Annotated in this window: 50 protein-coding genes and 1 pseudogene; 6 read left to right on the forward strand and 45 right to left on the reverse strand. The window is 69.1% G+C overall.

What is annotated here, in order from left to right; genetic code table 11:
• Window position 1 precedes the first annotated feature (1 nt).
• The 23 genes from AB8Z36_RS01385 to AB8Z36_RS01495 all read right to left on the reverse strand — a co-directional run bounded on the left by AB8Z36_RS01385 (window position 2) and on the right by AB8Z36_RS01495 (window position 12890).
• Window positions 2-313, reverse strand: coding sequence for an HNH endonuclease (locus AB8Z36_RS01385; RefSeq protein ID WP_369211307.1), 312 nt, complete (start codon window positions 311-313; stop codon window positions 2-4).
• The gene (locus AB8Z36_RS01390) at window positions 310-537 is read right to left on the reverse strand and encodes a hypothetical protein (RefSeq protein ID WP_369211308.1); all 228 of its coding nucleotides are present in this window, start codon (window positions 535-537) and stop codon (window positions 310-312) included. The genes AB8Z36_RS01385 and AB8Z36_RS01390 overlap by 4 nt, the downstream gene beginning before the upstream one ends.
• A gap of 3 nt (window positions 538-540) precedes the next feature.
• Complete coding sequence (locus AB8Z36_RS01395; RefSeq protein ID WP_369211309.1) at window positions 541-738, reverse strand: hypothetical protein; 198 nt, start codon at window positions 736-738, stop codon at window positions 541-543.
• A 1-nt stretch (window position 739) separates the two neighbouring features.
• Window positions 740-1129, reverse strand: a complete 390-nt coding sequence (locus AB8Z36_RS01400) for a hypothetical protein (protein WP_369211310.1) — start codon at window positions 1127-1129, stop codon at window positions 740-742.
• Window positions 1129-1323: a hypothetical protein gene (locus tag AB8Z36_RS01405; protein ID WP_369211311.1), complete on the reverse strand. Its 195-nt coding sequence runs from the start codon at window positions 1321-1323 to the stop codon at window positions 1129-1131. The genes AB8Z36_RS01400 and AB8Z36_RS01405 overlap by 1 nt, the downstream gene beginning before the upstream one ends.
• A 27-nt stretch (window positions 1324-1350) precedes the next feature.
• A complete protein-coding gene (locus AB8Z36_RS01410; protein ID WP_369211312.1) occupies window positions 1351-1842 on the reverse strand; it encodes a DUF6221 family protein in 492 nt (163 codons plus the stop codon).
• Between the two features lie 156 nt (window positions 1843-1998).
• Entirely contained in the window at window positions 1999-2265 is a 267-nt protein-coding gene (locus tag AB8Z36_RS01415) for a hypothetical protein (protein WP_369211313.1), read from the reverse strand.
• 26 nt (window positions 2266-2291) lie between these two features.
• Entirely contained in the window at window positions 2292-3161 is an 870-nt protein-coding gene (locus AB8Z36_RS01420; RefSeq protein ID WP_369211314.1) for an NAD-dependent epimerase/dehydratase family protein, read from the reverse strand.
• A complete protein-coding gene (locus tag AB8Z36_RS01425; protein WP_369211315.1) occupies window positions 3161-3760 on the reverse strand; it encodes a class I SAM-dependent methyltransferase in 600 nt (199 codons plus the stop codon). Before AB8Z36_RS01425 ends, AB8Z36_RS01420 begins: the two co-directional genes overlap by 1 nt.
• The gene (locus tag AB8Z36_RS01430) at window positions 3757-3954 is read right to left on the reverse strand and encodes a hypothetical protein (RefSeq protein ID WP_369211316.1); all 198 of its coding nucleotides are present in this window, start codon (window positions 3952-3954) and stop codon (window positions 3757-3759) included. The genes AB8Z36_RS01425 and AB8Z36_RS01430 overlap by 4 nt, the downstream gene beginning before the upstream one ends.
• Window positions 3951-4661 (reverse strand): hypothetical protein, encoded by a 711-nt coding sequence (locus AB8Z36_RS01435; protein WP_369211317.1) that lies wholly within the window; start codon window positions 4659-4661, stop codon window positions 3951-3953. The genes AB8Z36_RS01430 and AB8Z36_RS01435 overlap by 4 nt, the downstream gene beginning before the upstream one ends.
• Before the next feature lie 23 nt (window positions 4662-4684).
• Window positions 4685-6223, reverse strand: coding sequence for a hypothetical protein (locus tag AB8Z36_RS01440; RefSeq protein ID WP_369211318.1), 1539 nt, complete (start codon window positions 6221-6223; stop codon window positions 4685-4687).
• Window position 6224: 1 nt separating this feature from the next.
• Window positions 6225-7025 (reverse strand): hypothetical protein, encoded by an 801-nt coding sequence (locus tag AB8Z36_RS01445; protein WP_369211319.1) that lies wholly within the window; start codon window positions 7023-7025, stop codon window positions 6225-6227.
• Window positions 7022-8122: a hypothetical protein gene (locus AB8Z36_RS01450; RefSeq protein WP_369211320.1), complete on the reverse strand. Its 1101-nt coding sequence runs from the start codon at window positions 8120-8122 to the stop codon at window positions 7022-7024. Before AB8Z36_RS01450 ends, AB8Z36_RS01445 begins: the two co-directional genes overlap by 4 nt.
• 30 nt (window positions 8123-8152) lie before the next feature.
• Window positions 8153-8536, reverse strand: coding sequence for a phage tail fiber protein (locus AB8Z36_RS01455; protein WP_440581836.1), 384 nt, complete (start codon window positions 8534-8536; stop codon window positions 8153-8155).
• A 15-nt stretch (window positions 8537-8551) separates the two neighbouring features.
• Window positions 8552-8827 carry a hypothetical protein gene (locus tag AB8Z36_RS01460; RefSeq protein WP_369211322.1) on the reverse strand — a complete coding sequence of 92 codons (276 nt, stop codon included), beginning with the start codon at window positions 8825-8827 and terminating at the stop codon, window positions 8552-8554.
• Window positions 8821-10263, reverse strand: a complete 1443-nt coding sequence (locus AB8Z36_RS01465; protein ID WP_369211323.1) for a hypothetical protein — start codon at window positions 10261-10263, stop codon at window positions 8821-8823. The genes AB8Z36_RS01460 and AB8Z36_RS01465 overlap by 7 nt, the downstream gene beginning before the upstream one ends.
• Window positions 10264-10291: 28 nt before the next feature.
• A complete protein-coding gene (locus AB8Z36_RS01470) occupies window positions 10292-10690 on the reverse strand; it encodes a phage tail fiber protein (RefSeq protein WP_369211324.1) in 399 nt (132 codons plus the stop codon).
• Window positions 10687-10878, reverse strand: a complete 192-nt coding sequence (locus AB8Z36_RS01475) for a hypothetical protein (protein WP_369211325.1) — start codon at window positions 10876-10878, stop codon at window positions 10687-10689. The genes AB8Z36_RS01470 and AB8Z36_RS01475 overlap by 4 nt, the downstream gene beginning before the upstream one ends.
• Window positions 10879-11110: 232 nt before the next feature.
• A complete protein-coding gene (locus AB8Z36_RS01480; RefSeq protein ID WP_369211326.1) occupies window positions 11111-11353 on the reverse strand; it encodes a DNA-binding protein in 243 nt (80 codons plus the stop codon).
• A gap of 312 nt (window positions 11354-11665) precedes the next feature.
• Entirely contained in the window at window positions 11666-11899 is a 234-nt protein-coding gene (locus tag AB8Z36_RS01485) for a hypothetical protein (protein ID WP_369211327.1), read from the reverse strand.
• A complete protein-coding gene (locus AB8Z36_RS01490; protein ID WP_369211328.1) occupies window positions 11896-12189 on the reverse strand; it encodes a hypothetical protein in 294 nt (97 codons plus the stop codon). The genes AB8Z36_RS01485 and AB8Z36_RS01490 overlap by 4 nt, the downstream gene beginning before the upstream one ends.
• Window positions 12186-12890 carry a hypothetical protein gene (locus AB8Z36_RS01495; RefSeq protein WP_369211329.1) on the reverse strand — a complete coding sequence of 235 codons (705 nt, stop codon included), beginning with the start codon at window positions 12888-12890 and terminating at the stop codon, window positions 12186-12188. The genes AB8Z36_RS01490 and AB8Z36_RS01495 overlap by 4 nt, the downstream gene beginning before the upstream one ends.
• 112 nt (window positions 12891-13002) lie before the next feature.
• On the opposite strand from AB8Z36_RS01495, the gene AB8Z36_RS01500 reads away from it, so the two are divergent.
• Together AB8Z36_RS01500 and AB8Z36_RS01505 are read left to right on the forward strand one after the other, a co-directional pair.
• A complete protein-coding gene (locus AB8Z36_RS01500; RefSeq protein WP_369211330.1) occupies window positions 13003-13455 on the forward strand; it encodes a DUF6221 family protein in 453 nt (150 codons plus the stop codon).
• A gap of 59 nt (window positions 13456-13514) precedes the next feature.
• Window positions 13515-13712 (forward strand): hypothetical protein, encoded by a 198-nt coding sequence (locus AB8Z36_RS01505; RefSeq protein ID WP_369211331.1) that lies wholly within the window; start codon window positions 13515-13517, stop codon window positions 13710-13712.
• 1 nt (window position 13713) lies between these two features.
• On the opposite strand, the gene AB8Z36_RS01510 is transcribed toward AB8Z36_RS01505, so the two are convergent.
• The 21 genes from AB8Z36_RS01510 to AB8Z36_RS01610 form a co-directional block, all read right to left on the reverse strand.
• Window positions 13714-14109 carry a DUF3307 domain-containing protein gene (locus tag AB8Z36_RS01510; RefSeq protein WP_369211332.1) on the reverse strand — a complete coding sequence of 132 codons (396 nt, stop codon included), beginning with the start codon at window positions 14107-14109 and terminating at the stop codon, window positions 13714-13716.
• Window positions 14106-14297 carry a hypothetical protein gene (locus tag AB8Z36_RS01515; RefSeq protein WP_369211333.1) on the reverse strand — a complete coding sequence of 64 codons (192 nt, stop codon included), beginning with the start codon at window positions 14295-14297 and terminating at the stop codon, window positions 14106-14108. Before AB8Z36_RS01515 ends, AB8Z36_RS01510 begins: the two co-directional genes overlap by 4 nt.
• Window positions 14298-14390: 93 nt before the next feature.
• A complete protein-coding gene (locus AB8Z36_RS01520; RefSeq protein WP_369211334.1) occupies window positions 14391-14681 on the reverse strand; it encodes a hypothetical protein in 291 nt (96 codons plus the stop codon).
• Between the two features lie 15 nt (window positions 14682-14696).
• On the reverse strand, window positions 14697-14894 hold the full coding sequence (locus AB8Z36_RS01525) for a hypothetical protein (RefSeq protein WP_369211335.1): 198 nt from the start codon (window positions 14892-14894) through the stop codon (window positions 14697-14699).
• 8 nt (window positions 14895-14902) lie between these two features.
• A complete protein-coding gene (locus AB8Z36_RS01530) occupies window positions 14903-15403 on the reverse strand; it encodes a hypothetical protein (RefSeq protein WP_369211336.1) in 501 nt (166 codons plus the stop codon).
• A gap of 14 nt (window positions 15404-15417) precedes the next feature.
• Complete coding sequence (locus AB8Z36_RS01535) at window positions 15418-16068, reverse strand: hypothetical protein (protein WP_369211337.1); 651 nt, start codon at window positions 16066-16068, stop codon at window positions 15418-15420.
• Window positions 16069-16250: 182 nt separating this feature from the next.
• On the reverse strand, window positions 16251-18314 hold the full coding sequence (locus AB8Z36_RS01540) for a hypothetical protein (RefSeq protein ID WP_369211338.1): 2064 nt from the start codon (window positions 18312-18314) through the stop codon (window positions 16251-16253).
• A 9-nt stretch (window positions 18315-18323) separates the two neighbouring features.
• Entirely contained in the window at window positions 18324-19622 is a 1299-nt protein-coding gene (locus tag AB8Z36_RS01545) for a hypothetical protein (protein WP_369211339.1), read from the reverse strand.
• A 111-nt stretch (window positions 19623-19733) separates the two neighbouring features.
• Window positions 19734-20027: a hypothetical protein gene (locus AB8Z36_RS01550; protein WP_369211340.1), complete on the reverse strand. Its 294-nt coding sequence runs from the start codon at window positions 20025-20027 to the stop codon at window positions 19734-19736.
• Window positions 20027-20200 carry a hypothetical protein gene (locus AB8Z36_RS01555; RefSeq protein WP_369211341.1) on the reverse strand — a complete coding sequence of 58 codons (174 nt, stop codon included), beginning with the start codon at window positions 20198-20200 and terminating at the stop codon, window positions 20027-20029. The genes AB8Z36_RS01550 and AB8Z36_RS01555 overlap by 1 nt, the downstream gene beginning before the upstream one ends.
• Before the next feature lie 16 nt (window positions 20201-20216).
• Window positions 20217-20423 (reverse strand): hypothetical protein, encoded by a 207-nt coding sequence (locus AB8Z36_RS01560; protein WP_369211342.1) that lies wholly within the window; start codon window positions 20421-20423, stop codon window positions 20217-20219.
• A gap of 95 nt (window positions 20424-20518) precedes the next feature.
• A complete protein-coding gene (locus AB8Z36_RS01565; protein WP_369211343.1) occupies window positions 20519-20662 on the reverse strand; it encodes a pRL2-8 in 144 nt (47 codons plus the stop codon).
• Between the two features lie 5 nt (window positions 20663-20667).
• Window positions 20668-20796 (reverse strand): hypothetical protein, encoded by a 129-nt coding sequence (locus AB8Z36_RS01570; protein ID WP_369211344.1) that lies wholly within the window; start codon window positions 20794-20796, stop codon window positions 20668-20670.
• 76 nt (window positions 20797-20872) lie between these two features.
• The gene (locus AB8Z36_RS01575) at window positions 20873-21022 is read right to left on the reverse strand and encodes a hypothetical protein (RefSeq protein WP_369211345.1); all 150 of its coding nucleotides are present in this window, start codon (window positions 21020-21022) and stop codon (window positions 20873-20875) included.
• A gap of 89 nt (window positions 21023-21111) precedes the next feature.
• Entirely contained in the window at window positions 21112-21297 is a 186-nt protein-coding gene (locus tag AB8Z36_RS01580) for a hypothetical protein (protein ID WP_369211346.1), read from the reverse strand.
• Between the two features lie 145 nt (window positions 21298-21442).
• Window positions 21443-21700, reverse strand: a complete 258-nt coding sequence (locus tag AB8Z36_RS01585) for a hypothetical protein (RefSeq protein ID WP_369211347.1) — start codon at window positions 21698-21700, stop codon at window positions 21443-21445.
• Between the two features lie 90 nt (window positions 21701-21790).
• A complete protein-coding gene (locus tag AB8Z36_RS01590; protein ID WP_369211348.1) occupies window positions 21791-22090 on the reverse strand; it encodes a hypothetical protein in 300 nt (99 codons plus the stop codon).
• The gene (locus AB8Z36_RS01595) at window positions 22087-22275 is read right to left on the reverse strand and encodes a hypothetical protein (protein WP_369211356.1); all 189 of its coding nucleotides are present in this window, start codon (window positions 22273-22275) and stop codon (window positions 22087-22089) included. The genes AB8Z36_RS01590 and AB8Z36_RS01595 overlap by 4 nt, the downstream gene beginning before the upstream one ends.
• Window positions 22276-22334: 59 nt before the next feature.
• A complete protein-coding gene (locus tag AB8Z36_RS01600) occupies window positions 22335-22637 on the reverse strand; it encodes a hypothetical protein (protein ID WP_369211349.1) in 303 nt (100 codons plus the stop codon).
• Window positions 22637-23041 carry a hypothetical protein gene (locus tag AB8Z36_RS01605; protein ID WP_369211350.1) on the reverse strand — a complete coding sequence of 135 codons (405 nt, stop codon included), beginning with the start codon at window positions 23039-23041 and terminating at the stop codon, window positions 22637-22639. The genes AB8Z36_RS01600 and AB8Z36_RS01605 overlap by 1 nt, the downstream gene beginning before the upstream one ends.
• The gene (locus tag AB8Z36_RS01610; RefSeq protein WP_369211351.1) at window positions 23038-23301 is read right to left on the reverse strand and encodes a hypothetical protein; all 264 of its coding nucleotides are present in this window, start codon (window positions 23299-23301) and stop codon (window positions 23038-23040) included. The genes AB8Z36_RS01605 and AB8Z36_RS01610 overlap by 4 nt, the downstream gene beginning before the upstream one ends.
• 338 nt (window positions 23302-23639) lie before the next feature.
• Between AB8Z36_RS01610 and AB8Z36_RS01615 the strand changes: the two genes are divergently transcribed.
• The 4 genes from AB8Z36_RS01615 (at window position 23640) to AB8Z36_RS01630 (ending at window position 25579) form a co-directional block, all read left to right on the forward strand.
• Window positions 23640-23894, forward strand: coding sequence for a hypothetical protein (locus AB8Z36_RS01615; protein ID WP_369211352.1), 255 nt, complete (start codon window positions 23640-23642; stop codon window positions 23892-23894).
• A 150-nt stretch (window positions 23895-24044) separates the two neighbouring features.
• Window positions 24045-24680 carry an NUDIX domain-containing protein gene (locus tag AB8Z36_RS01620; protein ID WP_369211353.1) on the forward strand — a complete coding sequence of 212 codons (636 nt, stop codon included), beginning with the start codon at window positions 24045-24047 and terminating at the stop codon, window positions 24678-24680.
• Window positions 24677-25090 carry an NUDIX hydrolase gene (locus AB8Z36_RS01625; RefSeq protein WP_369211354.1) on the forward strand — a complete coding sequence of 138 codons (414 nt, stop codon included), beginning with the start codon at window positions 24677-24679 and terminating at the stop codon, window positions 25088-25090. The genes AB8Z36_RS01620 and AB8Z36_RS01625 overlap by 4 nt, the downstream gene beginning before the upstream one ends.
• On the forward strand, window positions 25091-25579 hold the full coding sequence (locus AB8Z36_RS01630) for a hypothetical protein (RefSeq protein WP_369211355.1): 489 nt from the start codon (window positions 25091-25093) through the stop codon (window positions 25577-25579). It abuts the gene before it with no gap.
• A 48-nt stretch (window positions 25580-25627) separates the two neighbouring features.
• Here the strand turns inward: AB8Z36_RS01630 and AB8Z36_RS01635 are convergent.
• A pseudogene (locus AB8Z36_RS01635) lies at window positions 25628-26203 on the reverse strand (hypothetical protein); the annotation flags it as partial.

The following is a 26203-nucleotide window of genomic DNA, read 5'->3' on the forward strand; positions in this document are numbered from 1 at the left end:
CTCACAGAAGGCCGGGGTGCGGCTCTTGTGGGCGCTTCCGCCCTGGCAGAGGGTTGGCCGCTTTGGCGGCATGGCCTTCCGCGCTGCTCTTGAAGCGATGGCAGTGTGGGGGTACGGCGTCGTGGGCCCAGTCGAGGTTCTCGGGGCTGTGGTCGTCGCCGGGGTTCTTGTGGTCTAGGTAGTCGCCGCCGGGTTGTCCGCAGATGTGGCAGATGTGGTCGGGGTTGCGGGCGTGGGCGGCGGGGCGGATCTCGCTGCGCCAGTTGGAGGGCAGGCGACTGCGTCTGGTGCTGCCGCGCCATCCGCCGCTCATGTCGAGGTCTCTGGTCGGATCGAGATGCTGCTGGCGTAGATGGTGAGGGTGATGGTGACAACGTCTTCGTTGGTGATCTCGTGGATGCGGATGCGGGCGTCTTCGGGCAGGGCCACTTCAGTCCCGTTGATCTTCACCGCGTTTGGTACGAGGAAGCCGTTGCGGTCGTCGGAGTTCACGCGACGTTCGATGATCTCTATGTCTGCGCCGCGGAGTTCAGGCACGGCTCACTCCTCGGGGCTGCGTTCGGTGTCGCTGCCTACGGCCCATCCTGCGAATCCGGTCCGCTGCCCGCCGGGGGCGTTGTCGGTGGCGACATGGTAGAGACGAAGGACTGCGGCTTCGGCGTGTGCGAGGGGATCATCGTCGCTGCCGTGGATCTCGACGGTGATCTCTCGGATGCCGTCGGACAGCTTGACGGTCACGTCAGGCATTGGACCCGGGCTCAAGTGGGTGAAGGCGGACGACGTGTTCCGCGTACTGACTGCGCGGGATCATCTGCCGATCGCCGCAGTAGGGGCAGGGCTGTCGCACCTCGATGCGACCTGCGATAGGGCTGGTGAAGTCCGGGCTGCCGTTCTCGCCGTCGACGACTGCCTCTCTGTAGGCGCTGAGGTCGTTGGCGGGGATGTCGAATGTGTCGTCGGTGACGATGCAGCCGCGAGCACCGATGTCGCTGGCGAACTGTCGCCACCATGTTTCTGCGGCGAGATGCACCTCGGCGTCCGGGTACGAGGTCTCATCGACGACGAGCACGAACGGCGGCCGGTCGTCGTCGACGCCTGAGGGGAGTTCGAGGATCTGCAGGCGGGCCATCAGCCGGTCACCGCCTTGAACTGGCTAGGCTCGGGCATGCGGACGATGCTGAGGACTCCGATGCGGGGTGTGAAGGCTGTGGGCTCGCCGCTGGTGGTGAAGACGTAGTGACCATCGTCGGCGGCGAAGTGGACCTTGTCGGCGGGAATGTGCTGTTCACTGCCGTCGGTGTAGGTCACGTAGTACTGGGCCATGGCGCGGGCTCCTGTGGGGTGGTGGGGTTACGGCTTCCAGCGGGGTCCGCGTAGCGCTTCGGGCACGTCGCTGGTGGTGATCGGCTTGGTGGCGAGGATGTCGGCGAGCCCGAGACGCCCGGCGGCAGGCTGTGGATCGGGGGGCTCGGGCCGGTCGAGTCCGGCGAGGATCTCGTCCGTCAGCCCGTGCGCGTGGGCGAGGTCGAGGAGCTCGGGGCAGTCATTGAGGTTTTCGGTGACGGCATCGGCGAACTCGCCCCATTCGCCGCAGCCCTCACAGGCCGTTGCTGATCGCGGGCTCTCGGCAGCTTCGGGGTCGACGTTGTGCCGGGCGAGGATGCGGCGGTCCGCCTCGCAGCGGCGCAAGACGGCGGCCGGTTCACCGGCGGCGATGTGCTGCTCGGCGAGCCGGTTGTCGACGTCTCCGCTCGCGAGGAGCGCCGCGATGTCCGTGCGGGCTCTCAGGGCGATCCGCTCGACATGCTCGACTTGCTGGGTGATCCAGGCGTGGAGATCCATGACGCGGGCTCCGTAGAGTCAGAGATGGCTACCGCCGAGGAGTCTGGTCTGCTTGCGCGGCGAGTAGCCTCTTCGCCTCGGCGAGGCATGTGGTGTAGGGCTTTCCCGTCTCGGTTTGCAGCTTGCGCGCGAGCTTCTGCTCCGGGGTGCGGCGGCTCACGGTGCGCCTTCCTTCTGGCTGTCGGTCTTGGAGGAGAAGTCCTCCATGAGGTGGCTCCACACCTTGGCGGCCTTGTCGGCGACCTCATTGCCGCGCGCCTGCCGCACGTAGACGGCGATCGCCTCGGCCTGTGAGCGGACTTCGGCGGGGACCGCTTTGAGGACGCCTTTGAGGCACTGGTCGCTGGAAGCGTGCTGGTCTTCGTGACCTTGCACGGCGATGATCAGATTCCAGACCCACAAGGGCAGGTCGGGGGAAGCCATGGGCGCGGGCCTTCCGGGTGGGGTGGTCAGGCGGTGAGCGCGCGCTGTATGCCCTCTTCGAGGGTGATGCGCGGCTGATAGACGTCGAGCATGCGTTTCGGGTCGCAGACGCGGTGGTGGACGCCTTTCGGCGCCGTGGCGAGGTGCTTGAGTTCGGGCTGGTATCCGGCGGCGGTGGTGACGAGCCCGGCGAGTTCGTCGAAGCTGGTCGCCCGGCCCCAGCCGACGTTGAGCGGCCCCGTGGCATCCTGGTCGATGGCTGCGAGGGTGGCGCCGATGAGGTCGTCGATGTGGACCCAGTCGCGAGTGGAGCCGCCGTCACCCCAGATCTCGAACGGATCCTGCCGCTCGCGGGCCCGACGGATGAACGCGGGGAACGGATAGCAGTCCGCCTGATCCTCGCCGTAGCCCGACATGGGCCGCAGGATGTGGACGCGGCAGCCTTCAGCTTCGGCGTACTGGGCGAGCTGCTCCCCCGCCAGCTTGGCGAGCCCGTAGGTGGCGTCGGGTCGTCCGGGCTGCTCGTAGTCGATGTCCGTCTCGACGAGCCGATGGATCGGGCCGGGCTGCTGGAGCGCGACCGGATACGCGGCAGACGAGCTGAAGAACACGGCGCGCGGCGTGCCCGTGCGGACGAGCCAGCGGAAGTACCAGGCGTCGAGCGCCAGGTTGGTAGCGACCCCGAGCGGGCTGCCGTCGATGCTAGCCCGGCCGCCGACGACCGCCGCACAGTGAATTGCGAGGTCCCAGGCGCCGTCGTCGTAGCGGAAGAAGTCGAGAGCGTCGGAGTGGCATCGTTCGTAGTCGATGCCTGTGACGTCCCAGCCTCGGGCTTCCATTGCCGCTTGCAGGTGACGCCCTACGAAGCCCCGGTTGCCGGTAAGGAGGACTTCCATCAGCCGCCTGCCTTCACGGCCCGGTAGACGCCCCACGGCAGCTCCGAGTCGACGGGCTCCAGGCCGATCCGCGCGCAGGCGTCGGCCTGCTGCTGCTCGGACCAGGTAGTGACGCCGATCCAACTGTCGGCCTCGCCCGGCGTCTCGGAGACGGGCCAGTCGAGTACGAGGATCCCGCCGAGCTTGGTGGCGGCCCGCAGTTTGCCGATGATGTGCAGGCAGTCCGCGTAGCTGTGGTGGATCAGAACAGCGAGGGCGTACACGGCGTCCATGCGACGGCGGCCGAGATACCCGGCGATGCCGTCGGCGGTCGCCTGCACGGTCGTCACGTCGGGGGCGCGTTCGGTGAGCCGATCGAGCATCCGCTGCGACGAGTCGACGGCCGTCACCTCGTAGCCGAGGGCGGCAAGCGGGATGGCGACGCGCCCGTCACCGCAGCCGAAGTCCATGACCTTCGCCCCGGCGGGGATTACGGTGGCGAGCATGTCGGCCTGCACCTGCCCGGACTCCCAGTAGGCGGCCTCCGAGACGTGACGCGTCGGATGGATCGCGGCCGGGTCAGCCCGATCCCAGGCGGTGATGACGTCGGCGGCGGTCATAGGCGGTGCCCCTTGCTCTCGTGCCGCTCGGCCTCGGCGATCAGTTCGGGGATGGTCGGCTGGTAGTCCTTAGGCCACCAGCGGACGTCGGAAGAGCCTCCGTGCTGGCCGCAGATCTCGCAGACGAGGGCTGTGATGGGGGCGTCTGTGGAGGGCTCGTCACAAGCCACGCGGTACTTTCCGAGGTCGGTCACGCTGCCTCCGCGACGAGCTTCCGCAGCTTGACGAGGTCGGCTTCAAGGCCGCCGTCGTCGCGGTACTCGTAGTAGGCGGCTGAGTCGGCGGACACCTGCTGCTCGCTGTTGGCCTCTTCGTAGCCCGCATCCATTTCCGCCTTCTGAGCGGCAGGATGCAGGTGCTCGATCACCATGTCGTCGAGGTACGTGATCCGCCCCATGCCCTTGCCCCACGCAACCCAGACCAAGTCGACACACAGGTGGACCATGGCGGGCGGCGCCATGTAGCCGAGGGTCTCGACGATGTCCGACGTCATCGCGACGGCGGTCGCCATGGCCTCGCCCTGGAGCAGGTCGTTGCCGTAGACGATGCCGGGCCCGCCCGACAGGCACTCTCGGATCCGCGCATCCCACGGCATCGCCGCCGGACGCGGACGGTGGTCGTCGCCGAGGAACGCCAGGAACCGGTAGGTCTTGGCGGCATTCACGGCCTGCTGGTTGAGGGTGCCGACGAGCCGACGCCTCTTGCCGAACGTGAACCGCACCCGCCCGTCGCCCTTGAGCGCAGCGGCGTGCTTCTTGTACGCGGCCAGCTCTGGATCATCCGTGTCGACAGCGAACAGCACGTGCGCTGTGGCGCCGGTGTCGTCCCACGCCTGCACGATCTCCGGCACGGCCTGTGGTCTGCCCCTCGTGGGGATGATGACGAGGAGGTCGTCGGCCATGGCGCGGGCTCCGATCAAGCTGGTCAGAATCTGCGGATGAGGCGGAGCGACGTGGCGTAGGTTCCTGCCCCGTCGAGGGTGCTGGCGCCGCCGAGGTCGCCGAACGTGGGACCGTAGGGCGTCTTGCGGCTGTTGATGAAACGCGGGTGGCCGAGGCTGTCGACGCCGAGGTAGATGCCGTTGTGGTCGAGCTGGCCGGGGTCGCCCGCGTCAGCATCGAAGTGCGGCACGTCGCCGATCTGGATGTTCGCAATCGACGGTGCGGTCCCGGATGCCTGCGCGATGACCACGCCAGGTCCTGACGGCCCGATGTCTTTGGTCATGCGCGGCAGGACCGTGCCGTCAATGTTGGCCGTGCGGACCATCGGCAGGCCCATGTGGAAGCCATAGACCATCCGCACGAAGCCGCTGCAATCGAGGCAGGCGGCCTCGCCCGCACCCGCAGACTGTGTCTCCCCGTTCGGGAAAGTCCACGGCAAGCCCATGTAGTCGTGGAAGTCGGCGCCTTCGATCGGGGTGCCGTCGGTGTCGAGCGGCCCGTAGGCTGCCTGCCCTGCGACCTGCGCCCCTGACAGGGCCGGGCTCGTCACGGCGGGCGCCCCAGTGGTGAACATCATCGCGTAGGCCAAGGCGTCCGGTGTCGTATCGGCTGCCCAGGCGCGGATCTGGTCGGCGAGCGCCGACGTCCACGCGCCTGTGAACGGCTGGGCGAGGGTGCGCACCCACGTCGAGTGCGTGACCGACGGCGCGGTCTCCCAGCTGCCCGAGTCGACCTTCAGGTCGTCGACGCGAACCAGCCGGGGCAGACCCGTCGAGCTTGTAGAGGCGAGCGCCCGGAAGCCGACCCTGCCGCTCGGGTTCGCAGCGTCGACGACGGAATGCAGCCACGTTGTCGGCTCCGTTGTGCCGTCCAGCCAGGCCCTGCACCGCAGCGTGGTGCCGGTGCGCTGGATGCGGATCCGCCACCACTGCCCGGCCGTGAAGCCGGTGCCGACCTGCGTGGCCGCGCCGAGCGCTGTCACTGCGCCCGCGACTTCTTTCTCCAGTGTGAGCTGCACCGTCGCAGTGGTGTTGAAGATCAGGCGGGCCCGATTCGAGTTGTTGGTGTCGGTGTAGCCGATCGACAGGCCGACCGATGTCGCGGCCCCGGCCGGGACCGTGGAAACGGTGACCTTGGCGGTGACGTCGACGTCGGTCAACGTGTCGAGCAGCGTCGTATGCCGCGACGAGTTGGCGACATCGCAGGAGATCTGCCCGTAGCCGCTTCCGACGGTGTACAGGGTGGCGGTCCCGGACTGCGACCAGGTGCCACCGCCGGGGCTCAGCCCGAAACCGGAGGTCGTCGTGCGCGTGAACTGATCGACGAACGGCCGCTTGTTCTCTGTGAACGTCCTGCTCGGCCCGCGCATCGCCACGGTGCGGGCGCCAACGGTGAGCGTCGCCAGGACGCCCGCACTGTCGGACACCTGCAGCCGGTCCGGGCCGGTGAGGGCCTGCGTGGTGAGGGCGGCGGGCGGCGGCTGATACGGCATGAGTCCGTCATCGACGACCAGGACTGCCATGTCACGCCCCTTGCAGGTCGACCTGGATCGTCACCGCCGTCGGCGTCCCAGACACGGACCGGATCGTAAGGGTCAGGCTGTCGCCTGCGGCCATCGACGCGTTCTGCACGGACGGGCCGGACAGCCAGGTCGCCGCAGTCGACAGGGACAGGTCGGTGGCGAGCAGGTCGCTGCTGTTCTTGACCGCGTTGACCGTCGTGCCGGTGCCGCCCACCCGGTAGCCGCGCACCGCGACCACCGTGCAAGCCTTGGGGGCGCGCCACACCACGTAGGAGACGGCGCCCGCCGGGGCAGTGATGACGGCGGTCTTCGAGACGGTCGTCGCCGTGGCGGGCAGGGTCAGGCTGGGTGCGGTGACGCCGCCGTCCGAGGCAACCGCGAACGTGCCGGGCCCGTTGATCGGCCCAGTCAGGGTGCCGCCCGCCTTCGGCAGGAACTTGCCGTCCGCCCAGGCCCGGTCGCCATGTGGATCCGTCGCCGCGGCATGTGCTGTGACGGCTGCCGCGATCGCGGTTGTGGCTGCGGCCCGGTCTCCGTGCGGGTCCGTGGCGGTGGCGTGGGCCTGCACGGTGCTGTACGCCCACGCCCGGTCCCCGTGCGGATCATTGGCGTCCACATGGTCGGCGACAGCCTCTTCAGCAGTGGCCTCGACATCGCTGGCCTCGGCCAGGCCGGTGACGCCGCCGGTGCGGCCGTTCACGGACGAGACGAGGCCCGCGGTGACGTCGATGACAGTGGAGGGGACGCCGCCAGTGACATCGACGTGGTCCGTGGGCTGCTCCCCGGTGACGCGGATCTTCACCTGGTCACCTCCCAGCTGACCTTCACCGCGCCCTGCAGCAGCCGGACCACGGTGTTGCCCATCACCACCTCAAGATCCCAGCGTCCGTCACGGGACAGCTCTGCCGTCTGCGCTGCGGGGATCGCCAGACGGATCGACGGCCCGTCGATCGTCAGATACGGCGTGAGATCGAGGAACAGCTCGGCGGCTGGGGAGGCCGAGGAGCGGATCTGCGCCCGCGCCGACCAGCCTGCCCACGTGAACGAGGGGTCGTCGGCCACCGTGTAGGTCTGTACGAAGGTGGCGCCCTGCTCGATGTACAGGTCGTGGTCACCGGCAGCCAAGTTCGCCACCTCCGGGACTTCGTTGGTGGCGGAGATGACGGTGGCGTGGCTTTGTGCGCTGCCGGTGGCGGTGCCGCGGTGCACGGTCAATCCGACTGCGGCGGTGTCGGCGGAGGCACTGCCGCTGCCGCTGCCGGTCGCGGTACGGACACCGGTCGCGGTGGCCGAGCTTTGGGCGGTGCCGGTGCCGGTGCCGGTGAAAACGGCGCCGCCGCCGAGGGTGTTGACGTTGTCGAACTCGCTGTAGTCGGCGGTGCCGTTGTTGCGGTAGCAGAACAGGTCAAGGGCGAGCGTATTGACGGCGCTGGCAACCCAGGCGGGGGTGGCGAGGGTGCGCCGGATCGTCCACGTGGTGCCGTCAAATGACGTCTCCCAGTAGAGGGAGCCCGCGCTTTCGCGGTATCGCAGCCACTTGTGGGCTGTTGAGTCGAAGGTCAGAGATACTGCGGCGCCGTCGGTGTAGGCGACGTTCGACTCGAAGCGGATGGTGCCCGCCACAGTATTGATGTTGAAGGCCAGGTTCGTGCCCGCGAGAGGGTCCGGTGTCACTGCGAAGACCGTCTGGGCCTCGACCGTGGCGCCGCCCGCCGACGCCACCACGGGGACTTGCAGGTAGCAGGAGCTTCCGGCGAGCGTGTACGCCTTGGCTGTCTGGTAGCCCGCATAGTTCCCGGCCGTGCACGGGATACGGGCCCGCCCACCGGTTTCGGTGACGCCGCCGTAGGCGTTGCCCCACTCCGGGCCGATCACGTTGTCATTGAAGGTATCGATCAAGGTCGAGAGGAGCGGCATCCCGTCCCCCGATCACGAGAGCGACAGCGTGAGACCGCCCGCAGCTATCTTGAACTCATCATTTAGCGCCAGCGTCCTGTTGGAGTCCAGGGGCCCGTACCACCAGCGGACCGGGGTTCCCGCGCTGTCCCAGATCTCCCAGCCGACGATCGTCCCCGCGGGCATGCCCGTCCAGACCAGGTCGGCGGAGTTGGCGACGCTGCCGCCGGATGCCGCAGCCACCGTGACGGTCTTCCGCGCGTAGGAGCCGCCGGTAACCTCCGTGCCCGCTGTCGCGTCGTCGCCTGCCGCGGTGACCAGTGCCACCTTTAGCGGCAAGGTCGGCGCCGTCGTCGACGACCCCATGATCCAGTCGAGTGCCCGGTTTTCCGCCGTATTCGTTAGGTTATCGGCTATCGGACTCGCCCCCCTTCAGATGATGGTGAGGATTCCGGCAGGCCGGACGATGTCTTCACTACCGGACGGGTCGATGTTGATCCACACCCGGTAGTCGCCCGCCGCGAGCACGGTGTCCGTGTCGGGGCCGATGAGGAGCCGGGCGTCGCTGCCGGACCATGCGGCAGTGCGCCACTCCGACTCGGTCGGCGCGGCACGGTGGGCGACGACGGGCATGCCAGCGAGGTCAGTACCTGCGGGGGCAGTGACGGGGACGTGCAGGTATTCGGTGGAGGCGGCGGGGATCACCACGGGGCGCCCACCTCCCAGTCAGCAGTCCGAGGCGCCTGCGCCTTCCAGCCCGAGGAGTGCGGCTGGCCTGCGACCCACGGACTGTAGGGGGCGCCGACGGTGACGGTGACGTCGTCGCGGGTGGACAGCAGCGTCCCGGCGGCCGTGAGCGTGGCGGTTGCGGTGAGTACTGCGGGGCGGGCTGCGGTCGTGGTTCCGGCCGCGGCAAGCGCTGCGGTGGCGGCCAGGCTTACCCCGGTGGCCGTGTCGCGGCGGCCTGCGGCATTGAGCGTGCCGGTCGCGGCCAGGGCCGCGGCGCCCAGGAGGGGCGGCGTGCCGATCGCTCCGGCGGCCGTCAGCGGGGCTGAGGCGGTGAGTGCAGCCGTGCCGGCGTGAGCGATCTGGCCTTGCGCCGCCAGAGCGGCTGCCGTGGCGAAGTCGACTGCAGTGGCGGCGCCCCGTTGACCGGCTGCGGTAAGAGCCGCGTCAGCCGCGAGGGAGGCGTCGCTGCCGGTCGCGGTCTGCCCGGTGGTGGCCACGGCTGCTGTCGCGGTGAGTGCCGATTCGGCTGCGGTGGCGCGCACTCCAGCAGAGGTCAGGGTGGCGGATGCTGTGACGTTGCCGACGCCGCTAGAGGCGACTGCGCCGTCCGCGGCCAGGTCTGCAGACGCGCTGAGATCTGCCGTGGCGGATGTTTCGCGGACGCCGTCCGACGCGAGAGTGGCTGTGACCGTCAGGCCCTCGCTGCTGGTTGTAGTGCGCGCTCCGGTCGCCGTCAGGCCTGCCGTTGCGGCCAGGGCGGTACCGCCGGTGGCGGTGCGCGCCCCCGACGCGGCGAACGCCGCAGTGCCGGTGAGCGCGGAGGTGCCCGCGGCACCCCGGGTGCCAGCAGCGGTGAGGCTGGCGGTGCCCGCGAGTGCCGCATCTCCGGTGAAGCCAGAGACGATGTCTGCCGCGGTGAAGTCGTCGAAGCGGAGCGCGGCCACGGATTCGGCGCGGATGCCGACGCTGGTGCCGGTGGTGACGGCCGTGTTGACGACGGAGACCCGCTCGACGCCGTTGACGAAGCCTTTGATCGTGCTGCCGACGGCTTGGATCTTCGCGACATCACCGGCGACCGCTGCCGCGGCGTAGCTGCCGATGGAGGTGAACGAGCCGCCCACGACGCTGAACAAGTTCCAGGACGTGCCGTCGTTGCGCCACAAATAGCCCTGGCTGATGTTGGCGTTGCCGCGGCACCACACTCCGTGGGAGACGGCTGCGGTGGCGGCGATGGTGACCTGCGCGGAGTGGTCGCTGCTGGCCATGGCGGTGGTGGCGCGAAGAATGATCGTGCCGCCCGCGGATCCGGACGACAGCCGGTTGGAGATGATCGACCAGTCGCCGGACACTTCGACCCAGCCGGCGCCGAGGTCTGTCGAGTCGGCGCGGTTGAAGTTGTCGGTGAAGGTCGTCACGCCGGCCTCCCGCTCCGGCCGTTTCCGGTCAGGCCGCCTGTGGAGTGAGCGACACAGTGAGCGTGGTCAAGTTGAACGTGTCGGCGGATGCCCACGGCTTGTTCGTGTTCAGCGCCACGGAGAACAGGAGTGTCCCGGCGGATGAGGCGGTCCACACGGAGATGTGGGTGAGGGTTTCGCTGGTGCCGCCGTTGGTCCACGCCGCGGGGGCGCTACTGAGCGCGAGTGCGGACCCGGATGCGGAGGCGGCGAAGGTGAAGCTGTTGCGGGCCGTGGATCCGGCGCTGGCGTTGGCGGTTCCTGCGGCACCGGGGTCGCCGGTGTGGAGTTGGGCGAATGTTCCGGCGACGGGCCCGTAGGCCGCGCCTGCGGTGCGGAGGGTGTTGAGCCAGCCGGAGACGAGGCTGGGGGCGAGTCCTGCGGTCATTCCTCCGCCTCCTCGGCGTTCGCGGGGTCGACGCTGCGAGCCCGATTGGCCAGTCGGCCCCGCATGTAGGCGGCGGCCTCTGCGCTTGGAGGCGTGCCAAGCGCCCGGGCGTAGCCCGTGGCTGCCTGAACTTCAGCCGGGGTGACCTCGCCGGAGGCTTCCACGGTGAGTACGTACTCGTCGGGCACGGTGGCCTCCTGCTTGGGTGTGCTTGCGGCGGGCGCCGCCCTCCGGGTTTCAACCGGGGCTGGCCAGCACGGGACCGGCTTCTGCCGGGCTCCGGACGGCGCCCTCGTCTTGGGGCGTGAGCGGCGCCCCGGTCTTGTGGGTCCGCCCGGCCCCCACACAGCCGGGCGGACCGGGGCCGAGCGCTGGGGGCGCTGCAAGGCCCGTCCCTGCGGTGACCACCSCGCAGGGGGACTAGGCGGCGTGGGCCGCTTCCCCGTCCCCGGTCTTGATCTTCGGGGGTGGGGTGGGGGTGATGACCTGCTGGGTTTCTCGGTCCCGTTCTGCGGGGTCGATCTCCATCAGGTCGTAGCGGGCGTTTCGGCCTTTGCCGTAGACGGTGATGCGGCCTTCGGAGGCCCAGCGCCAGATGGTTCCGACGGGCCGTCCGGTCCAGTAGGCGACGTCGGCGGCGGTGGCGAGCGCTACGGAGGGCATGGTCACCTCCGGGAACGACGAAGGCCACCCGGTGTGGGGTGGCCTCAGCGCGAAGTTCTGCTATCTGAGCAGATGATCGCTTCGGTCCAGGAGTTTGTCAATCCCTCAAGTATCGGGGGCCTCTTGCGGCACTCGCGAAGCCCGGCAACCGCTGGGCGGGGCGCGCAGCAAGAAGTGTGCGGATGTAGGCGAGCGTCCAGCTCAGGTCATTCAACTCCGAGCGGGGGCTGCGCTGTGTCGCAGGGATCAGTTGCATCATCCAGCCCGGCCGGGACGGTTCCTGTTGTCCGTCTCGGCGGTTGGCGTTGGCGCTCATGCTGACTCCGTGGTGTGTCCAATGGCCCGCGCTTCGAGGGCGTCGGCTTCGATGTCGATGGCGGCTGCGGCGCTATGAAGGTCGCAGTCGGGGTCGTCGGCGAGGGTGCGGCAGGATGCGGCGATGGCCCGCAGGAGGGCGAGGACCGCATCGCACGGCATGAACGGCTGCCCGCTGCTCGCCGTCACGATCGGCACGCTGTCGGCGGCATGCGAGGGCGGGGCGGTCACGGCCTCTCCTGGTGCAGATCTCCGATGATGCTGGAGAGCATGCCGAACTCCCCATACTCGAACTCGTATCGCTGCCCGTGATCGCAGGCGATGACTGCTTCGAAGCGGACGTACTCGCATTCGGTGTCGCAGTCGTACTCGCCATCCCGGGCGTCCGGATCGGTGACACGAACGCTGTCGCAGGCAGCCAGGTGCTGGGCTGCTGGCTCTTGCCCGGGCTCGTCCTTGAACTGCTCCAGGATGTAGCTGGCCACCTTCTCGTTGGCGCGCTCTGCCGACTCGTCCGTCACGCCGCCACCCCTGCCGCTTCGGCAATTACCTGCTCTTGCGCGGCTCGGAGTTCCCGCCACTCCCCCAGGGTCTCCCATCGTGCCCCGCATGTCCCGCAGCGGACGCGGTGGGAGGCGGCGGACGCGGTCAACGCCTGCCCGCAGCGAGCGTCTTCGACGGGGGCCGGGCAGGCACCGATCTGCACTCGCCCCGGCTTGCGTTCGTCGGCGACGATGGCCGCGCATTCGCCGTGCAGCTTGGTGATCTCGTCGATGTCCTGCCCGACTTCCTCGTAGCTGCTGCACGCCCACAGGAGATTGTCGGCGAGGAATCGGACCAGTTGCGGGACGGCCTGCGCTGGGGAGCCGCGCCACGAGGCGACCGTCCAGCCGAGCACGGCCCGCCACGAATCCTCGATCGCCGACAGGCGGGCTGCGACACCGCCCGGGCCGACGAGGGCAAGGACTTCGAGACGCGGCGGGACCGGCGGCGTCTTCGACCCCGAGGTGCCGCCTCCCATCCTGCGGGCGCCCCGCATCAGGGCCGCCGTCGTGTCTAGCCGCTTGAAGAGGGCGGGCAGTTCGCGGATGCGGGCCAGTGTCTTGTCTTCACAGGGGCGGCAGGCGAGCCGCCCCGCCTCGGCAACCCACAGTTGCCGCCCGCAGCGCGGAGCCACGCAGGTCGGCCAGTCGTAATCGTCCAGGCTGGAGTGATCGTGCACGGCAGGCTCCTCGCGGTGGCTCGGGAAGCAGGGTGACGGATGAGCCAATTGTGCACCATGTGGTTTACGGCACGGTCCAATGGCATAGCAGAAGCTGTTCGGGAGACTGCGCATGAGCGCAGCAGACAGGAGCCGTCTGGTGGATGACCTCGTGCAGTGGCTCGGCAAGCAGCTCGACGAGGACGAGCGGATCGCGCTCGCTGTCGGCCGCGAGAGCTGGCAGCCGCGTTACGTTGACAGCGTCAGCGACTCCCCGGACACGGCCACCGTCCAGCTTCCCGATGGGACCGACGTGGCCCTCATGGAGCGGTACTCGTACCAGGACGCCGAGCACATTGCGGAGCACGATCCGGCGCGGGTGCTGCGCGAGATCGACGCCAAGCGGCGCATGCTCGCCCTGCACCACCCCCGCCATGACGGTTACACGTGGGTGTGCGACACATGCTCGCAGTACGACGTCGAGCGGCGGATGGTTGTCCACGTCTACGCCCCGTGCGAGCATCTGCGCCTGCTCGCCCTGCCCTACGCGGACCGGCCCGGCTACCGCGAGGAGTGGCGGCCGTAGATCCCGGTTCTTCCCCGGTTCCTGCCCCGCCCGGTGATCGGGCGGGGCAGACTGCGTTCATGGCAGTCCGCTACGGGGTTCAGGCCGACAGTGAGCGGGAGTGCCAGCAGGCGCTAGAACTCCTGTGCCAGCTGCTCGGCCTGGAGCCCGTCCTGCCGCCCCGGCTGCTCAGCGACGACCGATGGATGGCGCGGGCCGTACCCACGTCGAGAGCCCCGGCTGCTGATGGTGGCGGCCGGGGCTCCGGTGGCGGGTAGTTCAGGCGGCGATGCCGAGTGCGGCGACTGCGAGGGCGGCGAGGTGTACCGACTGGTCGACGTGTGCGGCGCCCCCGTTCGTGAGGTACTCCGTCTGCCCGGTGTTGTTCATCCACCACCGGATGGGCCAGCGCCGGTCGATGAAGGAGTGCGTGGCACCAATCCACAGCAGCCCGACTGCGACAACCCAGGCGTTGAGGTGCAGGTCGAGAATGGCCGCTCCGGCGGCGAGCAGGATGCCGGAGGTGGCCACATGCGTCCCGGCGTGTATCAAGTTCGCCGTCCAGCCGATGCGGCCCGGCTCTGCCTTGTGGTCGCTTTGGTGATCGGTTTGCAGCGGGTAGTCGGACAGGCTGTGGGCGACGTACAGGAGGATGAAGACGGCCGGGAAGATCACTGCCTCCTCTTGCCTCCCTTGTCGCCCTTCACCCAGTCGCCCTCGACGGTGACGGTGGAGATGTGCTGGCCGCCGTAAAGCGTCCCCGTGTTGATGTTGTGGGGCGCCTCCTTCTCGTCGGCCTTGCCCTTACTGTCGCGGATGCCGCGGTTGAAGTCGGCGGCGATCTGCTCGATCGACTTGGTCATGGTGTTCTCCTCTGTTTGGGGTGCTTTCATCGTCGGACGGATGGGGCTGGCGGTCTGGTCCGCAGGACCAGACGGGGCGTGGCCTAGCTCACGTCAGGCAGACAGGGCTTCCTCCGTCTCCGGGTTCTCCGCTTCCCAGCGGGCCGAGCAGGCGCCGCACAGCCCTTCCGAGACCGGGGCCCCGGAGCCGAGGTACTTGTGCTCGCCGCAGAAGTAGCCGCCGCACCCGTACTCGTCGCCGCCTGGCGTCTTGCCGCACAGGTAGGCGAGGCCTCGGTCGATCTTCTCGGTGCAGCCGTCCTGTTCGCAGACGGTGTCGATGCCGTACCCGGCCTGGATGGTCGTGCCGTCCTGCCGGGTGATCTCGTAGCTTGCGTATCCCATGATTCGAGTGTCCTCTCAGGTGGTGGGGTTCGGCGTGGCGCCGAGTCGCACAGAGCCCGCGACAGCCGCGGCGCCGAATACGCCGACCACGACGGCGAGCGTCACCGGCTCCGGCGCGCCGACGCCGATCACACCGGCCGTCGTACCGGTCAGTGCAGCCATCGACACCGCAGTCACCACGGCAAGACGGCGGGGGCTGGGGAGTTGCTTCACGGGTCCTCCTACTGCTGGTTGGTGGTCTTGGCCCACACGCCGCGGGTCGACGTGTGCACGGTGCGCTGGTCCTGGTGGACGGTGCCCTCGTAGTGGTTGTGGATCTCGAGTGGCGCGGCAGACCTGAAGCTCTTCAGAAGTCCGCGAGCCGACAGGAAGACAGCGGGCGGCGCCAGGCAGATCAAGCCGACGACGACCGGGTTGGCGCTCCCAGAGAAGTAGAGGACTGCGGAGACCGCGGCTCCCAGGCAGAGGCTGAGGAACCCGCCGGCCACCATCATCGCGCTGGCGTCGGTGGCTCTCTGACTCATCGGCGGCCGGCCGGGCTGCGGCACGGGCGGCGCGGTGCCGATCATCGGGGTCGGGGTGTGGTCGCGGAAGCTGGTGGGGATCTCGTCAACGGCCGCGAAGAGGCGGCGGACGGTCTCACGGTCGGCGTCGGTGGGCTCGGTCTGTCCAGCCGCAGGTGCGGCGTGGATCCGGTGCCGCTCGGGCTGCGGACTGGTCATGGCGGTAGGTCTCCTTAAAGGGTTTCGCCGGTGCCCCGACAAACGGTGCATTGGACTTCGGGGATTTCGTAGATGCGGGTGTCGAGGTGGAAGTAGCCGTTGTCGCAGCCCGCCCCACAGGGGATGACGGGCTCGGGCGTGTAGTTGGGGTCGGACTCGTGGCCACCCGTCTGGAGGTCCCAGGCGGCTCCGAGGGCGGCGGCCTTTGTGCTGGCAACCGCATCGTCTGCGGCGTCGGTGACCTTGCGCTTGGCCTTCCTCGCCGCGGCCTTCACGGGCTTGATGACGGCCCGTTCTGCTGCGCGGCGCTTGCGGCGGATCCCGGGCTTCAAGATCCGCCGCCAGTACACGCCGCCCGCCTGCCGCACGTCGTCGACCGTGACCTGCGGGTGGAGGGTTCCGGCAAGGACGGAGCCGCGGATGACCACCTGGAAGGTGTCCTCATCCGTCGCGTATTCGCGACCGCTGCTCGCCGCCCGGATCCGGGGCAGGTCCCCGGTGGTGATGGCCGGGTCGGTCCAGTGGTGGGAGTAGTCGCAGTTCGCGTCGGCCGGGAAGGCGGCGACGAGTCCACCGTCGAGCGTGAAGCCCGGCGAGCCGCACTCGGGGCACAGGTAGGGCACTCCGTCGACCGTCAGTTCAACGATCTTGACTGTGCCGCTCATATCGGGATCTCCTTCGCTTTTCTACCGCTTCGTGTACCGCTAGGGACTGTGACGCCGCAGGTCAGGGCCGTGGGGGTACTGCTGCGAACCGCTGCCGCCCAGCGGTTGAGGGCCACGAACAGCGGTTCGCTGTTGTTGGTCTCACGGCCCTGACCTGCGGCGTAGCGGTTCGCAGCGGTTGGTCAGGCCGCACCGTCGAGGGGTTCGCCGGTGATCTGCTTGATCGAGTTGAGGCGGTAGCCGCGCGTCCCGCCAGCTCCCTGGACCGTCGACAGGTCGACGGTGAGGTCGAGGCCGTCGACCGCCAGCTTCAGCTCGGCCATCAGGCGGCGGGCCGCGAGCAGGTGCACTTTGCCCTCCTCGTCGCCGAACCGGTCTGTCCCCCAGGCGTTGGGGTCGTGCCTTGCGAGGTACTCCAGGATCTGCGCCGTGTACAGGAAGCTGGGGTCGTCCGCGGCGGCGAACGCACCGCGCACCATCATCACGATCTTCGGCAGGTCGGAGCGGAGCCGATCGGCCTCGGTCGCACCGAACCGGTCGATCTTCGCTGCGGCCAGCGACTCCGCATCCACCTCGGGACGACCCGCGGCGGCGCGCTCCTTGGACCGCCTGCGGCCCTCCTTGTCCTCCAGGAACACGAACTTGAACTTCATCGGCTCGCGCGAGCCACAGCCACGGATGTACGCCTGGGACGCGTCCCGCAGGTCGTCACCCTCCGCGTTGCCCTCGGCCGGGTCGAGGCGGTCGGGTCGCCAGCCCTGGTCGCCGGCGCCGCCGCCGAAGACCTGCACGACGTCCTGGCGGCGGCAGGGGCCGACGATGCGCAGCGCGATGGAGTCGGCGATCGCGGCGCCGATGGAGTCCTTCGTGGCCTCCTGTGCGGCGAGCACCAGCTGTACGCGGGACTTGCGGCCCGTCTGCAGGATCTTCACGGCGAGTTCCTTGGCCCTGTCGGACAGCTGCGGGTACTCGTCGATGAACAGGACGATCGCGGGCTGGTTGGGGCTGGGCTCCCAGTTCTCCTGCATGCCGTGCTTCGCAAACAGGAGCGGACGCGCCTTCGCGATCTTCAGGGCCTGTTCCAGGATTTTCTCGATCTGCCCCATGTTGTCGTCACCGATCGCCCGCACCCCGAGCGCCTCGGCGAGCGGGGCCAGGCCGTTGCCGCCGGGATCCAGGTCACCGACGACCACGTCCGAGCAGGCGGTCAGCGAGTCGGCGAGGGTGCGCAGGATGACCGACTTGCCGCCACCCGATCCAGCAATCACGATGACGTGCACGCCGAGCAGCGACGGCTCGAACTTCTGCCCGTCCATGCGGTAGGCGACGAGCTGCCTGTCCTTCAGGCGACGGCTGTTGGGCTTGCGCTCCGGAGCGGCGGGGATGCGCTCGAAGGGGTCGGACTCGACGAGCCGCAGGATGACCCGGCCTCGGGACTTTCGCACGGGCTGGCAGTGCAGCCCGTTCTCCGGCAGGTCCAGCGGGGTTTCCAGGTCGGGTGCCTTGGTGACGATGTCGGCGGGCTTGCCTTTGGCGAGCTGCACGGTGATCTCCCAGCCCCAGGCGTGGTGGCGGTTCGCCTCGACGGACGCCACCGAGATCCCCTCGGAGGCGAGCGCGCGGCGCACGCAGTCCGCGGCTTCGGTGCGGTTGCGGGCGTCGGCGATCGGATAGGGGTCGCCGTCCGCAGCGTGGACTTGGACCTTGCCGGGGTCTGCGCCGCGCGGACGGCCGCGCCACACGCCATAGGTGATGGCGGCCATCGCATACAGGGCGGACACCCACACCCCGGCCTCGGCCATGCCGTACAGCCCGGCCCCGGCGACGGGCACACCAGCCACGGCACGCTTGATCCAGAACTTGCGCTTGTGGACCGCGTACTTGGCCTCGAAGCGTTCCTGCATCGACAGCGCCTGGACGTGCTGCGGCGTGTCTTCCAGTGAGGCGACCCGCTTCGCGGCCGTGCTGATCATGTGCGGGAAGTTGCCCTGCAGCTTGCCCTTCTCGATACGGGCGATGTGCCACCAGCCGCGCGCCGACCAGCCGATCCACACGACGCCGGGGTGATGGCTGACCGCGAGGGCGAGCCGGCGGGCGCGCGCCGTCTTCGAGTGCAGCCATATGGGCAGCTGGTGCGGCGGGGTGGCGGGCCGCTTGTCGACCTGCTGCTCGACGGGCACGGCGGTGGCCTTGGGATGGGGTTGGGATACCGCCGCGTCCTTGCGGGCGGTCGTCGGGCTGGCCATGGCGGGTCCTCAGTCCTTCGTCTCGGTGGTCCGTTCGGCGCGCGCCTGGGAGCGCGCGACGGGGTGGTTCGGGAGGGTGTCGCCGGGCACTCGGCGGGGCGGCGTGCCTCCGTTGTTGCGGCGCCCGTCAGGCTCGCTCGGGGACTTCTTCGAGCCGGGGCGTCGTTGGGAAGTGACCAGCGACATAGATCCAAGAACGGGGGCTTCGGAGGCCGTCTTTGCGCGGGCCTCGGAGGCACGGGTCTGGGCGTCGATGCCGGGGGTGACGCCGACCTGCTTGAAGCCGGTGACGCGGTACCAGGCCTCGGCCCAGATCTGCTCTGTGACGTACTGCGAACCGCGTGCGGCGCGGATGGCGTCGGCGACCTGCCACACCTCTTCGTGCGCGGCCTTGCGGTCGTCGTCACGGCGCTTCTGCTCGGCCTGGGCGCGCGCCTCGGCACTCCGCTTCTCCGCTGCCGCCTGCTGCTCGGCGGCCTCCTTCTCGACGCGCGYCTTCTCCTCGGCCGCCGCCTTCACCGCGGCTTCCTTGGCCGCGGCCCGCCGGTCGCGCCGGGACGGCACGCCGTCGGCCTTCTGCGCCACCCCCCGCTCGTAGACCATGAGGACGATGGGTCCGCCGATCGAGGCGAGCGCGCCGATCAGTCCGGCGTTGAAACCGATCTCCTTGTCGGACAGGCCGCCGTACAGGTTCACGGCAGCCGCGATGATCGCGCCGAGCGCGATTCCGGCCCGATAGGGGGCAACGTCGCGGCGGTGTGCGACGGCCCAGGCGGCGCCGAAGGCCAGCACCAGCGCGAAGCCCTCCAGCAGTGCCGGGGCGGCGATCAGGAATGGCCGCTTGGGGTCCCAGAAGTGCATGAACTGCACTGGCCCGGCCAGGGCGAGGCCGATCACGTAGATGCCGCGGGCGCCCCATTTCCAGAATCGTTCGGTGCGTTCCCGGTCGGCCTGCGCTTGCGCTTCCCGCCCGGCCCGGTCGGCGTCGGCCTTTTCTGCCTTCTGCTTTTCGGCGAGGGACTGGGCGGTCTCGGCGGCCTTCTTGGCGACGTAGGCGTCGTGGTCGACCTTCTTCCGCTCCAGGGCGATCTTGGCGCGTTCGTTGGCGATCCGGTCCTTCTCCGCCTGTTCGGCGGCCAGGGTGCGGGCGGCGTCGGCTTCGCCTTCGGCTTTGATGCGGAGGGCTTCGGCTTCAGCGGCGGCCCGAGTGCGCACCGCCTCCGCCTCGGCCAGGGCGACCGGGTCGAACCGGGGCTCGGCCGAGGCCACGGCGCGGCCGTTGACCTTGTCGGCGGAGGTGACGGACATGGTGGATCAATCCCTTCAACGGTTCAGCGGGTGATCAGGAGGGTGATCAGGAGGGTGATGATGAGCAGCGGGAGCGGCAGAAGGATCCCGGCGGCGTAGACGAGTCGCATGTCACGCCTCCGGCTTCGGCATGGACTGGCAGCCCTTGGCGTGGGCGTTGGCCTGCCGACGGGCGTCCCAGTCCCGGCGGCCGATCCCGCTGTCGGTCTCGCTGCACCTGAGGCACATCCAGTGGTGGTCCTCGGCGCCGTAGCAGCCAGATCCGGTGACGTGGACTTCGGCGCCACCCTGAGTCAGGAAGCGCATTTGTGAATTGCTCTTCGTCGTGGCGGGTGCGGTGGTGGTCTCGTGCACGGTGGTCTCCTTGCTGCGGGTGAGGAAGGGGGGAAGGGTGAGCAGGGACATCAGCGGTCTCCTCGCTTGCGTCGGGTGCGAATGGATCGCCAGCCGAAGGGGCCGGGCAGGTCCATGGAGGTGGTGCTCCTCCCGGCCGTGGTTCCGTCGCGTCCGCAGCCGACGCAGGTGTTCCGCTGACCGTTGTGGTCGCGCTCCTGCTGCTTGCTGTCGATCCAGCCCATGGCGGGCTCCTCTCGGTCAGGCGGTACGGGCGTGAGGTCGGCGCCGAAAGGCGACAAAGGCCAGGCCGCCGAGGGCGAGCCCCAGCACGGCGGGCTGTGCGAGAAGCTCCACTCCCCCGGCCAAGACCAGGCCGAGAGTCGCGCCGATCACCGACGCGATCGCCGGGACAGCACCGACCAGAAGCAGGAAGGCCACCACAAACAGCCAGGACAGAAGCCGCATCGCGGCCCCCTTTCAGATCACGGATTGAGGGTGTTGCTGCGCCAGTTCTCCTTGCCGCCCGACCCCATGCGGGGCCGGACGGCGCAGACAGCCGGTCAGCGGCGGTTGATGCCGGGACATCCGTTCGCGGCGTGGTCCTCGCATGCAGCACAGGGGGTGTTGTCCTTGCCGATGCCGAGCCAGTTGCCCTTGTGCAGCTGCGCGTGCGCCACGCACTGGGCGCATTCCTTCGCGGCCATGACGGTCACCGCCACCAGTCGACGTCCGTCGCGGCGTGCTGCTCGCACCACGTGCAGGGCAGGTTCTTGCCGCCCTTGTGGAGCACGTAGTGCTGGGCGCAGCCGGCACAGTGGAAGTCCTCGGGCTTCGGCATGTCGGGCTCCTTCCTGGGCCGGGGCTGTCCCGGCTCCCCTCACCGCCGGTACGGGACCGGCGGATCGGGCAGCTGGTCAGCTGCGCTTCTCCTTCTCGGCGGCGACGACCCGGTCGTGTGAGGCCAGGTAGTCCTCGCTCTCCGGGTCGGTCTCGCCGTTGTTGAAGTTCGCGTTGTGCTCGCGCTGCTCCTCGGTGCCGAGGAAGAAGTCGCTGAACTTGCCCATGGCGGGCCCCTTTCGGGTCGTGGATGGAAGTCGCTGATCGCGGTTCCCCTCGACCGGGCCCGTGCGAGACGGGCCCGGCGGGCAGCCGGTCAGCTACGGCCGAAGCCCCAACTGATCAGGCGGGACACGTCGTCAGTGACGTCCTTGACGCGGCCCGACTCCAGCTCGTCGGCCCGGTCCTCCAGTTCCTGCGCCTTGGCGTCGTTGCCGCGGTTCCGGTGCACCGCCGCCGCGCCACGGTTGAGGGCGGCCTGCTTCTTCATGCGGTCAGACATGGATTCCTCTCGGTCGGTGAATGACGTGGTGCGTGCCCCGGGCCGCAGTCGATGCGGCGCCGTCACGGCGTGATGCCGGGGCCGGGGGCCGTGCTGGCGGGCGGAAGGGGGCCGCGGTGCCCGCCAGCACGGCGGTCAAGGAGGGTCAGGCCGCGGCCTTGGCGTCGCCGTGCAGGTGTAGGTGCAGGCAGGTGCGGCGCCACTCCATGTGCCGCGGGCAGGTTTCGCGCTGGTCGTCGGGCACCGCGTAGACGGTCTCCCGGTGCAGGGCGCGGGCCAGCGGGTCACCGAACTGCTGGCTGATCAGCACGGACACCGGCGTCATCGCCCGGCGCCGCTTCGCCAGCTCCGAAGCAGCGGCCCGGTCGGCGGACGACAGGCGCTCAATGAACGACGTGGACATAGCGATCCCTCTCGGGTCGAAGAAGCAGTTGAATGGGGGCCGCGGCGGCGAGGCCAGGGGAGATCCCGCCACCGCGGCGGAATGAGGGGGTTACGCGGACGGCTTCGGCAGGGCCCGGCACTTTTCGGCGTGAGCCTGAGCCCAGCGGCGAGCGTCCTGATCGGCGGCATCGGTGTCGCGCACGTCCCAGGATGAGTGCATGCCCCGGACAACGCGGTAGTGGTTGAACTCCTCGGAGTCCAGGCATCCGGCGCAGGCGACGCGTGTCGCCAACGGCTCCGGCGGCGTGAACGCGTTGAGCTTGTGCCTGACATCGACGGTGGCGCTACCGACGGTGAGGTAGCGGGCGATGACGCCCTCGGGCCACGAGGCTTCGGTTCGGACGCTCACGACGCCACCGCCTTCACCACGACGAGGAAGTCGTCCGACGGGTAGTCGTAGACCGTCTCGGCCTCCACGCCCTCCTCACGGCGGGCCGCAGCGAACTCGTCCGCAGGCCAACTGCCGCGCGGGCCACCTGCCGGGAAACGCGCCAGGATGCGGCGGCGGACGTGGGAGGCGGCCGTGTGCGCCAGACGGTCGGCCTCCGACAGGCCCGGCTGCGTCGACGCCGGGCTGACAAGCGTCCCCGCCATCACCGGTCACCGCCGATCAGATGCAGCAGACCTGCCTCGGCGAGCGTCCGGCGCGCACCGGCCATCACCGTCTGCGCATCGAACAGGGCATCGAACTCGGCGGGCGACAGATCACGGACGTCCATCAGATGTGACAGTTCCGCCGTGCGGGACGACGCCACCTCGTGACGCGTCACCGCAACAACCGCGGCGGGAGGGGCGAACGCGCGCTCCAGGCGGGACAGAGCCTCGACGGCAGCCGGAGGAAGCGGAGCGGTCAAGCGGGAGGCGGGAAGGGTCGGGGCGGGGATTGCCATGGCCATCAGGCCACCTCCTCGTCGGGAGTGCCCGTCCTGACGCTGGTGTCCTGGCCGACGTGGTCCAGTGCCTCGTCGACCTGCGAGCGGATGGCGTCGTTGACGTCGCCCGTGATGTCCGTTAGCTCCGTGACCTTGAACTGTTCGGGGAGCGGCGGCAGGCCGTCGACCCGGAACGCGTCCCCGACCAGGTAGCGGATCATGCAGTCGCGCTCGTACTCGGGCCGGTCCGGCGGAAGCCAGACGACGACCTCGCCGCCCACGACGATGGCGTGGCCGGTGTAGCCCGGGTCCGTGATCGACGACTCGACGAGGTCCACGTTCAGCTCGTCGAGGAGCAACTGAACGGGAGCATCCATCACGAAGTCGATGGAGGGCTTGCAGGCGGGAAGGCTGATGGTGGTCGTCACTGCGCCACCGCCTCGGCGAGGCCGTTCCAGACGGTGAAGGCGTGAATTCCGCCGTGCACGCCCTGGTCGGTGATGCGGACGATCCGGAGCGGCTGGCCGTCACGGTCGACGGTCTGCCACTCGTCGATGGCCGCACCGGCGGCGGACGCCTCGGCGATGTCCTGCTCGATCTCCGCCACCGGGGACGCACCCCAGACGGAGCCGTGCCGGTCGAAGTTCACAACGACCTGCAGGGCGAACGCCAGCTCCAGGCGACGCATGGCCCGCTCAGCCAGAAACGGCAGCCGGGCGGTAGGGGGCGGGACGGGCTGCGAGAACGCACCCGTAAGATGTGCAGTAGCCACAGGGTCTCCTCTGTAGAACCTGGTGGTCAGGGTCGGTGCGTGCGCGATGTAGGAGTCGCAAGCGTCCGGCCCGTTTTCTTTTGTGAGCCACTGATCGCGGACTGGGTCCGGTAGGAGTGATCAGCGACCTTGCTCTCAAGGTGGCGCCTTGAGATGCCATAACCGTAGGGGCCGCGCTGGACCGCGTCAAGCGCCCAACTGACCTTTTCAAGCTGCATCTTGAGGGAGCGTCGGTTGACCTTTACGCTTTCGGCATGGCCGACCCCTACAACGCTCCTTTCGCCTCCGCCGACGAGCAGCTCCGTGGCATCCCAGACCTCGTCGAGCGCTGGAGCGCCTACCTCAACGCAGCCGACAGGCTTGAAGAGGAACTCGAAGCGTTCCGCCGTCGCCAGCGGCAGGAGATAGCCCTCGGCTTCCGCGCGGAGGGCAAGAAGTGGAAAGAGATCGGCAAGATCATGGGGGGCGTCACGTACCAGCGCGCCTTCCAGTACGGGAAGGGCGAGTGATGGTCTGTTCATGGGATCGAGTCAACGCCTACACGGGCTCGGGGACCATGAAGCAGCCACGCAGCCACATGCAGTGATCATGCAGGCCACATGCGGGCCTCATGCAGGTACGCCGAATTAGATCCCCATGGAAGCGGGCGGGGAGCCACAGTGGACGTCACCCAGTGGACCGGACGGCACGCGTGCTGGCTACAGGACGCGCTCCAAGACAGCCAGGAAGAGTTCGCGGCGCGCCTCGGCGTCTCGGTGCGCAGCGTCGCCTCCTGGCACCAGTCGCCGGACATGGTCCCACGGCTGGAGACGCGAAGGATCTTGACTACGGCTTACGAGAAGGCAGGTGATGCGGTGCGAAGGCGGTTCGTCCACTACACGCGTGCTCACGTCGAGCAGATGCAGGCACAGGCGCTGCGCGTCGCGATCGCTGTGGTCCGACGCGGCGACGAGGTGCTCCTGGTGTGCAGGCAGGACGGGGATGACATCTCCTGGCAGTTCCCCGCTGGCATCGTGAAGCCGGGAGGGTCTCCGGCTAAGGTCGCGGTTCGCGAGACACTCGACGAGACCGGCGTCCACTGCGCGGTCCGCGAACACTTGGGCGAACGCTTGCACCCTGTGACCAGGGCATTCTGCGACTACTACGTCTGTGACTGGCTGCACGGCGAGGCGATCAACGGGGACGAATCCGAGAACGCAGCCGTGGCCTGGGCTCCCATACGGGACCTCGCCCGCTACATCCCGACTGACCGCATCTACCCGCCAATCTTGAACGCCCTGGAGGCGACCGTATGAGCGAGACCAACGACAAGCCCGGCATCTCCGCCGCGATCATTGTCCAGGACGGACGCGTGTTGATGGTGCGCCGTGCTGTGAAGGAGGGCGAGCTTTCCTGGCAGTTTCCCGCCGGGGCTGTCGAGGACGGCGAGACCCCGGAGCAGGCGGCTGTGCGGGAGACGCTGGAGGAGACGGGCCTGACCGTCGAGGCCGTCAAGCTGATCGGCGACCGCGTGCACCCGAAGTCAGGCCGCTTCATGTCGTACACGGCCTGCTCCCCCATCTCCGGCGAAGCTCACGTGGCCGACGACGAGGAACTCGACGCAGTCGCCTGGGTCGCTCACTCGGAGATCAGCGAGTACGTGCCCTATGGGCTGTTCGAGCCGGTACAGGAGTACCTCGACGGGGCATTGTTGAGGGAGGCGTGAGTGACTGAGCGAACGGCGCTTTACCGCCTCCACGACGTCACTGGCCGACTGCTCTACCTGGGCATCGCCCGTTTCCCCGAACACCGGTGGAAGCAGCACTCGGACAGTCAAACCTGGTGGCATCTCGTCGCCGGGAAGACGGTCGAGTGGTACGCGGACCGCGATGCCGCCAAGGCAGCGGAGAAGCAGCTCACCGCACGCGAGAGGCCCCTCTTCGACAAGGCGAACAAGAAGGCGGCCGAGGCCGTGGAGTATGACGACTCCGAGGAGCGAGCGCGCGTGGTCGCCTGGGTGTTGGATCAGGTGTCCGCATCCCAGCCGGGCTGGGAGATCGGAGTTGGCAGCGCGGCACGAGCGTGCGGCACTTCGCGAACGTCAGCACGGCACGCGATGTACACCCTCACCAGAGAGGGCGGGCCGCTGAGGAGTGGTAGGCAGGGCCGCTTCATCGTCGCCGACAGGACGCCCGGCCGCCGCTCCGCCGCCTGACCGCACGCGACGATGCCCCCGGCCGCCTGGTCGGGGGCATTGCGCTGTCTAGTTGCCGACTGTCGGCTGCTCGCCATCCTGGGGTTCGTCTGCTTGGGCTTGGTCGTCGATGGTGATGCGGACGGGTGTGCCGGTGCCGTTGGTGCGGGGGTGGTCGATGATGGCCTGCACTGCCCGGGTGATCTTGTTTTGGATGTGTCCGGCGATGGCGCGGGTGACGGGGCTGTCGGTGTCGCGGGTGACGTGGGCGAGGCTGATGATTGCGGCGACGAGGCTGGGGCCGGAGAGGCGGACTTCGACGAAGCCGTCCTCGTCGTTGACGGCGCCGGGGATGTGGAAGTGTTCCGCGTTGCCTGCGGTTTGTACGAGGAAGGCCCACGTGTCGCGGTGGGCTTCGAGGGTGGCGTGGGCGACGCCGGCCGCGGCTGTGAGGATCTCACTGTCTGGCACGTCGGGGTCATAGCCGACGGGTTCGGTGAACGTCACGACGCGCTCGCTGTCGGCGTCCTCGACGGGCTCCGGGGTAGGTGTCGGGGCGGGCTCTGGTGCGGGCGGCGGGCTCGGTGGTGCCTGCTCGGCTCGCGCTTTCAACTGGCTGTCGAGGCCGTTGACGCTGCTTCGGAT

It is taken from the genome of Streptomyces flavofungini, assembly GCF_041028215.1.
GTDB lineage: Bacteria > Actinomycetota > Actinomycetes > Streptomycetales > Streptomycetaceae > Streptomyces > Streptomyces flavofungini_B.